Source organism: Geminocystis sp. GBBB08 (assembly GCF_016743215.1).
GTDB lineage: Bacteria > Cyanobacteriota > Cyanobacteriia > Cyanobacteriales > Cyanobacteriaceae > Geminocystis.
In genome coordinates, this window is sequence record NZ_VRZC01000138.1 from 1 (window position 1) to 10,393 (window position 10,393).

Consider the following 10,393-nt stretch of genomic DNA (forward strand, 5'->3'; position numbering starts at 1 on the left):
ACTTTACTTAATGTTCTGAAAAAATATCCTACAAATCTTCAATTACAAGGAGAACTACTTAAAGGTGCGGTGGAAACTACAGAAAAAGTCATTTCAGGGACAGAACTTTTAGTTAAAGAAATGCGTAATTGGACGGTAGAAGAAGCAACTACAAAACCTCCTGTTGATTATGCTAAATTACCCGATATTCGCAAAGACGGTAAATACCAAGTAAAAAAAGAAGTTTGGCAATTAACGGATCAAAGTCGCAATCGTAGCTTTTATGTAGATGTTTATGTACCTCAAAAAGTCACTGGGAATATTCCCGTAGTTGTCTTTTCTCATGGATTATCTTCTCGCCCTGAAGACTACTCTGAAGGGATGAATCATCTCGCTTCCTATGGTTATTTAGTGGCAGCACCTCAACATATTGGTAGTGATATTATCTACTTACAAGAAATGTTTGAAGGGTATCACAAAAATATATTTGATCGAGACGAATTTATTAATCGCCCCAAAGATATTAGTTTCGTCATTGATGAGTTAGAAAGACGCAATCAAAAAGAATTTCAAGGCAAACTGAATTTAAAAAACGTGGGTATATCTGGTCATTCTTTCGGAGGTTACACAGTATTGGCGATCGCCGGTGCCACTATTGATTTTGATTATTTGCAAAAAGCCTGTGACACCACTTATCAAGGATTAAATGTAGCTTTACTGTTACAATGTAGAGCCTTAGAATTACCAAAACAAGATTATCAATTTCGAGATCCTCGTGTTACTTCTGTACTTGCGGGGAATCCCGTTAATCGCTTTATTTTTGGCGAAAAAGGTATCAGTAAAATTAGTATTCCTGTTCTTATGGTTTCCGGAAGTAATGATCCGGCAGCACCTCCAGTATTTGAACAAGCCTTACCTTTTACTTGGTTAACTGTACCGAATAAATATTTAGCCTTAATTGAAGGACAAGCCCATGTGAATTTTAATGAAATAGATGGCGGTATTAAAGAAGCACTTAATTCGGCTGTTTCATTAGCATTACCTAGTCAAGATTTAATTCAAAATTATGTTGACGGTATTTCAATAGCTTTTTTTGAAGTTCATCTTAATAATAATAAAAATTATAGCCCTTATTTAGAATCAGCTTATGCAGAATATCTCAGTCAAAATCAGAAGTTTAAATTAGACTTTATTACTGAGGCTTCTTCTGATAAATTAGAAGCAAAATTTCAGGAATTTAAACTTAAAAACTAACTAAAAAAATTGAGTTTATCTTCTCAAAATATAAATTTTCAAATTTTCCCATCAGTTTTATCACAAAAAAAATAGTATTATAAAAGTAAATAATGAGTTTTTGAATTACGAGACATAGTAAAAAAAAACAAAAAGAAATTGTAACAATTTTTAACAAAACAACTATGAAACCCCAAAAAGATTTAATCTATATGCAATGAATTGATAATGAAACTTGGTTTTAAAATAAAAATAATCAATGAGTATAAAAGCAAGTGGCGGTAGTTCTTTAGCAAAACCGCAATTATACCAAACCGTTGCTGTATCAACTATTATTCAAGCTGAACAGCAAGATCGTTTTCTCGATAACAATGAATTGGGCGAATTAGACAACTATTTTAAATCTGGGGCGAAAAGATTAGAAATTGCGGAAGTTTTAACCGCAAACTCTGATTTAATCGTCTCTCGTGCGGCTAATCGCATCTTTACAGGGGGATCTCCCATGTCTTTCTTGGAAAAACCTCCTGTGGACGAACCAGCGTTAGTTGGTGGTGGCAGTATCGGCGGTTTACCTACGGACATAAAAGCGGCTCAACAATCTATTCAGACTTTTATTGATGCTGGAAAAGGTAGTGGTAACAGCGGTGGCTTTTTAGGAGGTTTATTTTCTGTATTTACCACCCCTGGTATTGGAGCGATTCCTCCCGGATTCCGCCCTATTAATATCTCCCGTTACGGTCCTAGTAACATGACTAAATCCTTACGAGATATGTCGTGGTTTTTGCGTTATGTTACCTACGCTGTCGTTGCTGGTGATCCTAATATTTTAGTAGTTAATACCAGAGGCTTAAAAGAAGTTTTAGAAAATGCTTGTTCTGTTGATGCTGCTATTGTAGCTTTGTTAGAAATGCGAGTATCTTCTATTAGTTACTTCAAAAATGATCCAGAAGCCAAAGAAATTTTAACTCAATATTTTGAAGTCCTGATCAATGAATTAAAAGCGGCTACTCCGGCTACTAAAGTACGTCAACGCCCTTCTAATGATGCCCAAGGTTTAGAATTACCCCAAAGCTATTTTAATGCCTCTGAGCGTCGTCCTAAATTTGTGATGAAACCGGGTTTATCCGCTTCTGAGAAAAATTCAGTGGTAAAAGCGGCTTATCGTCAGATTTTTGAGCGTGATATTACCCGTGCTTACTCTCAATCGGTTTCTTACCTTGAGTCTCAGGTGAAAAATGGGGATATTTCTATGAAGGAATTTGTCCGCCGTTTAGCCAAGTCTCCTTTATATCGTAAGCAATTCTTTGAGCCTTTCATCAACTCCCGTGCTTTAGAATTAGCTTTTCGTCATATTTTAGGTCGTGGTCCTTCGTCTCGTGAGGAAGTTCAAGAATACTTCTCAATCGTTTCTAGCGGTGGTTTAAACGCCTTAGTTGATGCTTTAGTTGATTCTCAAGAATATGCTGATTACTTCGGGGAAGAAACCGTCCCTTATTTAAGAGGTTTGGGTGTAGAAGCTCAAGAATGTCGTAACTGGGGTATGCAACAAGATTTATTCAGCTATAGTGCTCCTTTCCGCAAAGTACCTCAATTTATTACTACTTTTGCGAAATATGATCACCCATTACCAGATCAACACGTTTATGGTTCAGGAAATGATCCTCTCGAAATTCAATTTGGAGCAATTTTCCCGAAAGAAACCCGTAACCCTAGTAGTGCGCCTGCACCTTTTGGCAAAGATACTAAACGGATTTTAATTCATCGTGGCCCTGGTATTCATAATCAAAATAGCAACCCTAGTGCTCGTGGGGAATATCCTGGTAGTTTAGGTGCGAAAGTGATTCGTTTCAATAATGAGTTACCCGGTGCTAGTAATGGTTTAGGGGTTAAATTTGGTGAAAGTTCTACTCAAGCTGTAATTCGTGCTGCTTACCGTCAAGTTTTTGGTCGTGATGTTTATGAAGGACAAAGATTAAAAGTAGCAGAAATTAAACTCGAAAATGGTGAAATTAGCCTTCGTGAGTTTATTCGTCTGTTAGCCAAATCTGAAACTTTCTTAAAAACCTACTGGACTCCTTTCTATGTTTGTAAAGCGATCGAATATATTCACCGCCGTTTATTAGGTCGCCCGACTTATGGACGTAATGAGATGAATTCTTACTTTGATCTTGCTTCTAAAAAAGGGTTTTATGCTTTAGTAGATGCTTTAATCGATAGTACTGAGTATAACGAAGCCTTTGGAGAAGATACTGTTCCGTATGAGCGTTATGTAACTCCTGCTGGACTACAAGCTCGTACTACCAGAGTTGGTTCATTAAGAGAAGACATCGGACAAAGAGTTGATGTTGAAACTACACCAAGATTTATTGAGTTAGGACAAGTTTCTTCTATCCGGGGAGAAAATGAAGTTCAAAATCGTGTTAATCAAGGGGTAACAGTTCAAAGAGAACAAACTAAAGTATTTAAACTCACTAATAATGCCGATAAAGTAGCTGTTAAAAATGTGATTCGTGCCGCTTACCGTCAAATATTTGAGCGTGATGTTGAGCCTTACGTCATTAATGCTAACTTTACCAAATTAGAAAGTAAACTCAGCAATGGTGAAATTAGCGTCAAAGAATTTATCGAAGGTATTGGTAGTTCTGACTTATATTTGAAAGAGTTTTATGCACCTTTTCCCAATACGAAAGTAATTGAATTAGGTACTAAGCATTTCTTAGGCAGAGCACCTGTGAATCAAAAAGAAATTCAGTACTATAACCGCATCTTAGCTAGTGAAGGTATCCGTGCCTTTATCAGTGCCTTAGTCGGTAGTATGGAATATGCTCAAGTATTCGGTGAAGATACCGTGCCTTACCGCCGTTTCCCCACCTTACCTGCGGCTAATTTCCCTAACACTGAAAGACTTTATAATAAGTTAACTAAACAGGATAGTGAGTTAGTTGTGCCTAGCTTTAAACCCGTTGTTTAATTCATCAACTCCCTTAAAATGGGGGTTATAAATTATAAATTTAGGTTGAAAAACCAATCAAAAAAAAGGAGTCGGGATGTCATGTCTCGGCTTCTTTTATCTTTACCTAAATTAATTTTACTTACAGCACTTTTCAAATTGGTAAACCACACTCCCATCTTGCGTTTCATATTTTTTTTACATTCATAATACTTTTTTTGTGGTTCATTGATCTAAAAGCTGTATAGCAGTCGCCATGATGCTATTGACATTAGCAAGGGATTTAAACGCCTTGCCTTCCTTTGCCCAAAGGATTGATCTGTACCTAACTAACCTGTCCGTTGCTATAGTTTATAAAGTGTTAATAGTATTAGAAAACTTTTAAGTAAATATAGACATCTATACCCTAAATTAGACTATTGAAAAGCTCTTCATGTTTATTGTTCATTGCTATACTATTTTAATTAATAAATTAAGTATTACTCTTAAAAAATAATGACGGAAACTGAAAATAAAGACTACACAAAAATTGAATTAGATAGAGAAGATAAAGGCTCAAAAGCTAGACAATTATTAGGCATGAAGGGAGCAACCATGGCTAATAATATTTGGCAAATTAGGCTTCAGTTGATGAAACCTATTACTTGGATTCCTTTAATTTGGGGTGTTGTTTGTGGTGCGGCTTCTTCTGGTGGTTATATTTGGAATTTTGAGCATTTCCTCATGGCTTTAACTTGTATGTTGATGTCTGGACCTCTTTTAGCAGGTTATACTCAAACTATGAACGATTTTTATGATCGAGACATAGATGCTATTAACGAACCTTATCGCCCTATTCCTTCAGGTATTATTAGTATTCCTCAAGTCGTAACTCAAATTTTAGTTTTACTGTTTGCTGGTATAGGTGTTGCTTACGGTTTAGATGTTTGGGCAAATCATGAGTTTCCGATTTTAACTTGTTTAGCCATTGGTGGCGCATTTATTTCCTATATTTATTCTGCACCTCCTCTCAAATTAAAACAAAATGGTTGGTTAGGTAACTATGCGTTAGGTTCGAGCTATATCGCACTACCTTGGTGGGCTGGTCATGCTTTATTCGGTGAATTAAATTGGACTATAGTAATCCTTACTCTAGTTTATAGTATGGCAGGTTTAGGTATTGCTGTGGTTAACGACTTTAAAAGTGTGGAAGGCGATCGCCAATTAGGTTTAAAATCTTTACCAGTGATGTTTGGAGTCACTACGGCTGCATGGATTTGCGTAATTATGATTGATGTATTTCAAATTGGTATGGGTGCATATTTAATCTATTTAAATCAAAATCTTTATGCTACTATTTTGTTATTATTAGTAATTCCTCAAATAACCTTCCAAGATATGTACTTTTTGCGCGATCCGTTAAAGAATGATGTTAAATATCAAGCCAGTGCGCAACCCTTTTTAGTTTTAGGGATGCTAGTGATGGGATTAGCCTTAGGGCATTCTAATTTTTAATCTGGGAAAAATATTTTTCAGTAGTTTGTAGTAAGGGATTTATCCCTTATTTTTCTAATTCCTAACAGCAAACCCTGATTACTTCCCTTGATCAATAATTGTATAGTTTATTTAGGTTTACTTAGAGTTGGTGCTAGATTATGAGAATACCATTACCAACATTAAACAACGAAGATCGTCATTCTGATCATATAGGGGAAATTATCGAAACCTCGACTGTAGAGTTTTTAGCTCAATGTTTAGAACCAGAAGAACTTAATTTCCCTACCATGCCGCCTTTTGGCAGTTGGGTTAAATCTTTTGATGAAGAATCGGGGAATAAAATATTTTCCTTGGTTACAAATGTCACTACTGCTCCCATTGATTCAGTGCATCGAGCTAGAGCATTAGGTTTAACTTTAGCAGAATTAAAAGATCAACAACCACAAATTTTCGCTATGTTAAAGACAGAATTTCGGGGGGTAATTATTGGTTTTGAAACACCTCCGACTAATGAGAATAACGGTTATAGCCCTTCTGATGGTAGGATTTATCAATATTTACCTCCCCGCCCTCCTCAAATTCATCAAGGGGTTTTTCGATGCAATGTTGACGAAATAATCAACTTTACTGCTAACCCTGACTTTTTGAGGGTTTTATTACAAGTGCAAAATACTCCGGTAGAATCCCTGATTGCTGCCACTTTACGAGAAACTTATGGATTAAGAGGAAGTGATAGACAATGGTTAATCAATGCCGGGCGAACTTTAAGCGTATTATTAAAAAATGACTATGACTGTCTTAAGTATATACTTAGTCAAGTTCAGTTGAAAAACTAAACATTTTTGACTTGATTTGGAAATAAAAACTTACATTAACTCAATAACACTATTAAGCTAAAAATTTGATTTTTGGTAATTTAAGCTGATAGCTGACTGCTAATAGCTACCCTCATCAAAATAAAAATACTTTTAAAATCAGATAAGTATTTTTAGGAACTTTTTAAATTAAATTTAGGTCTAAAATAGTATCAAGTTTTCTAGCTCAATGTTTTGAGTTTTGTCTGTTATGTTTAAACCAATTAATCCTCAATTTAGATTTTTACGCAACTGCTTAATTATTTATATTTTAGCAGGTTTATTTTCCTCTTTAATTGCTGATGCTCATAATAGCTTTCAAATGAGTTCTCAATCTGATAATGCTAATCAATTTTCTCGCATAATTTCCCTTAGTTTTGCTTATCAAGCCAAAGAAAGTTTATATAAATAAATTATTATCTAAATCTGTCAAAATTAATGTTTTATTACGATGGAGAATTACAAGAAAATAATCATATTCAGTTAGATATTAATAATTATGATTGGCTATATGGTGCAACGGTTTTTACCACTTTAAGAGTCTATCACAAATCGTTAAATTATCCGTTAACTAATTGGCAAAATCATTGCGATCGCTTAAAATCAAGTATAACAGAATTTGAATGGATAATGCCAGATTGGGAAAGAATAGTAAGAGAATCCAAGTATTTATTGAATTATTTTTCAGTATTAAGAATCACAATTTTTCCGGATGGTAAAGAATTAATTATGGGGAGAGAGTTACCCCTAAATTTAGAAGAAAAACAAGAAAAAGGTATTCAAGGTTTAGTTTGTCTTGATTCTAAGATAAAACGCTCTTTAGCCTTACATAAAACAGGAAATTATTTAGCTCCTTATTTAGCCTTACAACAAGCAAAAAATCAAGATTATGATGAAGCAATTCTAACAGATATTAATAATAATTGGTTAGAAACAAGCACAGGAAACTTATGGGGATATAAACAAGGAATTTGGTTTACCCCTGATTTAGACACGGGAATTTTGCCCGGTATTGTCAGAAGTATGATTATCAAAAATGCGAATTTTCCCATTAAAATTAATCATTGGACATCGGAATTTGTTGAAGATTTAGAAGCGATCGCTTATAGTAATAGTGTGGTGGAAATTATATCTTTTAGTAAGATAAAAATAGGGGAAAAAATAAAAGAATATAATCCTAACCACAAAGCATATTCATTATTAAAAAAAATTTTTTTGGTCTAAATTGGAGTATTCTATTTTAAATCGAGTAAACCGTCTTCTTTTAATTTAGGATTAAAGCGAATTTCTATTGTAACGTTACGACTTTGCAGTTTTTGTTTTACTTCTTCCTCCAACCTTCTAGCTACTTTTTTGAGTAACTTAATTTTGCCTAACTCATCATTTTTCTCATACTCAGCTTTATCCTCTTGTGTCATCGTCAGTTTAGCATCAATGGGCTGTGTCCATAAAATTTCTTCTTCGGCGTTACCTTTAGGCAAATCTTCATTTTCGGCTAACCAATTACTGCGAATTTCCTCTAAAATGCTACGGCTAGGACGTTCAATAAGATAAAATTTAAACCAGTAACATTTCTCAGTCTGTCTAACTAAATGTTGTTTTAAACTCATCAATAAATTGCGAGAATAACCAATATATTCTAATTTTTGCTCTTGATTAAAAATAGCATAAATTCCAATTTTACCTTCTAATTCTTCATTTATAACTCCATTTTCATCGATATAAGGAATGTAAGTTAAATCTTTAAGTGAAATTTTTGAGGAAAGATCAGACATTTTTCAATAATTTAAAGTTGATTATAATTACTACAACAAATATTTTTATTGCTTAATTGTGATAGTGATGGGGTGAAAGTAGAGGCTTAATCTATTTAGCCAGTATAATATAGCAGTCGCCATGATACTTAGGGCATTAACAAGAGGTTTAAACCCCTTGCCTAAAGGATTAAAATGTCCTAACTAACCTATCCGTTGCTATAGTTAATAAATAAGTAGAAGTTTAACCCTTACAAAATAATAATTAATAGATAATTAATAGCAGTCAAATAGACATCTTGCAACGTAATTCCTAATTCCTAATTCCTAATTCTTTATTATTAATTATTTGCCAATTTTAGATGCCATATTTTTAAAACCAGCTAAACTTGGGCCTGGTCGGCGACGAGATTGAGGTACATTATTAGTTATATACTTACCAGCAAAGTTTTCTTTTTCAGAATTAGAAGTAGAAGCATTATTACCTTGATTAGAATAATTTTTAATCGCTTTTACCCACTCAGGTGCATCATAACTTACATTATAACTTGCATTGATTTTAGGTTCAATGGTAGTAGCAGTTACAGTGGTTTCAGTCACTTCAGGGGTTGATAATTCCACCGTAGTTTCTCCAGCATTTACCGTTGTATCTGCTGAAGGTTGATTTTCGGTTTTAGTATCGATTTCTAAAAAATACTTTTCTTCTTTTTTCTTGCCAAAAAGTTTATTTAATACCATGTTTCTCCTTAATATAAGTGAATTTTAAAATTTGTTTTTCGCTATGTTTTGATTTTAGATACACTGCAAATCATTTTTGATATAGCCTTCTCTCATGAATATATCAGATATTGAGCCTTTTATTTTTTCAATTCTTTTTCTTGAGTATTGAATTTTTTAATGCCATTATGACTTTCTTCATTTCACTTTTATAGACAATTGTCTAAGTATTTATACTTATTTTTATCGCTAGATTTTGGTTCTTCATTTTAAATTCTAAATTTTAAATTCTTCGGGCAATGGGCAATAGGCAATGATGGTAAAATGTTCATTCTAAATTATAAATTTTAAATTCTAAAATCTAAAATCTAAATTCTAATTTTTGTTTCAATATAATTAATGATTGTCTGATTAATTTTTTCTTTGATTGCCGTTGCGTCAACTCTTAAATAAGGATGTTGATATTTACTTAAAATTACGTCAAAATTTTCTTTAACTTGGGTTAATTTTTCTTTAGTTTCATAAATTTCTAAAGTAGAGCGATCGCCAATTCTGCTTAAAGCTATATCTACGGGAATATCAAGATAAATAAGCAAATCTGGAGGAGGAAAATATTGATTTAATAAACTTACAAACTGATAATCTTTTTCGGTTTTAGTATTATAAGCAAGAGAAGAAAAGTAATATCTAGTAGTAATAACATGAGTATTTTCAGCAATTAATTTTTGCACTCCATCAATATTATTATATAAGTGATAATGACGATCAGCAGCGAATAAATAAGCCATTTGTTGATCATATAAATCTTGAGTGATAAAATGATTTTCATGGGCTAAAAATTCTCGTAATAATTTTCCTATTTTACTAGAAGAAGGTTCAGGACTTATAATAACTTTTTCTTGATAGTTGATAAAATATTGTCGCAACAACTCAGCTTGAGTGCTACTACCAGAACCATCTATTCCTTCTATAACGATAAAATAACCTTGTTTTTGTTGTTTATTAATCATAATTAATTTATTCCCTTTTCCAAATAAATAAAGTTTGGGATAAATTTATTATAATATGATTTTGCTTTTGATTGTTTTCCAACCATGATTGTTTAATATGCTGAAGAATTTGTAATGAGTTTAAGTGACTAAATTTCAGTTTAAATAAATAGTGTAATGGTTTTTTTTCTGCCATTAACAATACTATTGCTATTAATATTTCTTCCACTCCAAATCCCAAACTATGAAAACCTAATAGATGGTTACTATTATCTAAAATTATTTTAATAAATGTTGTCTTTTGTGATAGGTTTGAAGAGGAGGTAAAATGAGAATTTAATTTTAAAACAGTGATTTTTTTTCCTAACAATAATCTTGCCTGTTTTTCTGTATATCCGACTCGATTAATAGGAGGATTTGTTGGTAACGTATAGGGAATAT

At 33.0% G+C, this 10,393-nt stretch carries 10 protein-coding genes; 6 read left to right on the forward strand and 4 right to left on the reverse strand.

Annotated elements, in window-relative coordinates:
* The 6 genes from FWJ34_RS14960 to FWJ34_RS14985 form a co-directional block, all read left to right on the forward strand.
* A partial coding sequence (locus FWJ34_RS14960; RefSeq protein WP_308256136.1) for a chlorophyllase/cutinase-like alpha/beta fold protein occupies nt 1-1,233 on the forward strand: 1,233 nt, incomplete at its 5' end.
* A gap of 238 nt (nt 1,234-1,471) precedes the next feature.
* Nucleotides 1,472-4,183 (forward strand): phycobilisome rod-core linker polypeptide, encoded by a 2,712-nt coding sequence (locus FWJ34_RS14965; protein WP_308256137.1) that lies wholly within the window; start codon nt 1,472-1,474, stop codon nt 4,181-4,183.
* A gap of 474 nt (nt 4,184-4,657) precedes the next feature.
* Nucleotides 4,658-5,656 (forward strand): chlorophyll synthase ChlG, encoded by a 999-nt coding sequence (chlG, locus tag FWJ34_RS14970; protein WP_308256138.1) that lies wholly within the window; start codon nt 4,658-4,660, stop codon nt 5,654-5,656.
* Between the two features lie 140 nt (nt 5,657-5,796).
* The gene (locus FWJ34_RS14975) at nt 5,797-6,474 is read left to right on the forward strand and encodes an HAS-barrel domain-containing protein (protein WP_308256139.1); all 678 of its coding nucleotides are present in this window, start codon (nt 5,797-5,799) and stop codon (nt 6,472-6,474) included.
* A 229-nt stretch (nt 6,475-6,703) separates the two neighbouring features.
* The gene (locus tag FWJ34_RS14980; protein WP_308256141.1) at nt 6,704-6,904 is read left to right on the forward strand and encodes a hypothetical protein; all 201 of its coding nucleotides are present in this window, start codon (nt 6,704-6,706) and stop codon (nt 6,902-6,904) included.
* Nucleotides 6,905-6,930: 26 nt separating this feature from the next.
* Nucleotides 6,931-7,716, forward strand: coding sequence for an aminotransferase class IV (locus FWJ34_RS14985; RefSeq protein ID WP_308256142.1), 786 nt, complete (start codon nt 6,931-6,933; stop codon nt 7,714-7,716).
* A gap of 11 nt (nt 7,717-7,727) precedes the next feature.
* On the opposite strand, the gene FWJ34_RS14990 is transcribed toward FWJ34_RS14985, so the two are convergent.
* From FWJ34_RS14990 to FWJ34_RS15005, 4 genes are all read right to left on the reverse strand, one after another.
* On the reverse strand, nt 7,728-8,267 hold the full coding sequence (locus FWJ34_RS14990) for a GIY-YIG nuclease family protein (protein ID WP_308256143.1): 540 nt from the start codon (nt 8,265-8,267) through the stop codon (nt 7,728-7,730).
* Between the two features lie 324 nt (nt 8,268-8,591).
* Nucleotides 8,592-8,984: a hypothetical protein gene (locus FWJ34_RS14995; protein ID WP_308256144.1), complete on the reverse strand. Its 393-nt coding sequence runs from the start codon at nt 8,982-8,984 to the stop codon at nt 8,592-8,594.
* A 347-nt stretch (nt 8,985-9,331) separates the two neighbouring features.
* Nucleotides 9,332-9,973, reverse strand: coding sequence for a dTMP kinase (tmk, locus tag FWJ34_RS15000; RefSeq protein WP_308256145.1), 642 nt, complete (start codon nt 9,971-9,973; stop codon nt 9,332-9,334).
* A 7-nt stretch (nt 9,974-9,980) separates the two neighbouring features.
* Nucleotides 9,981-10,393 (reverse strand): hypothetical protein (locus tag FWJ34_RS15005; protein ID WP_308256146.1); only part of this gene is annotated, 413 nt, incomplete at its 5' end.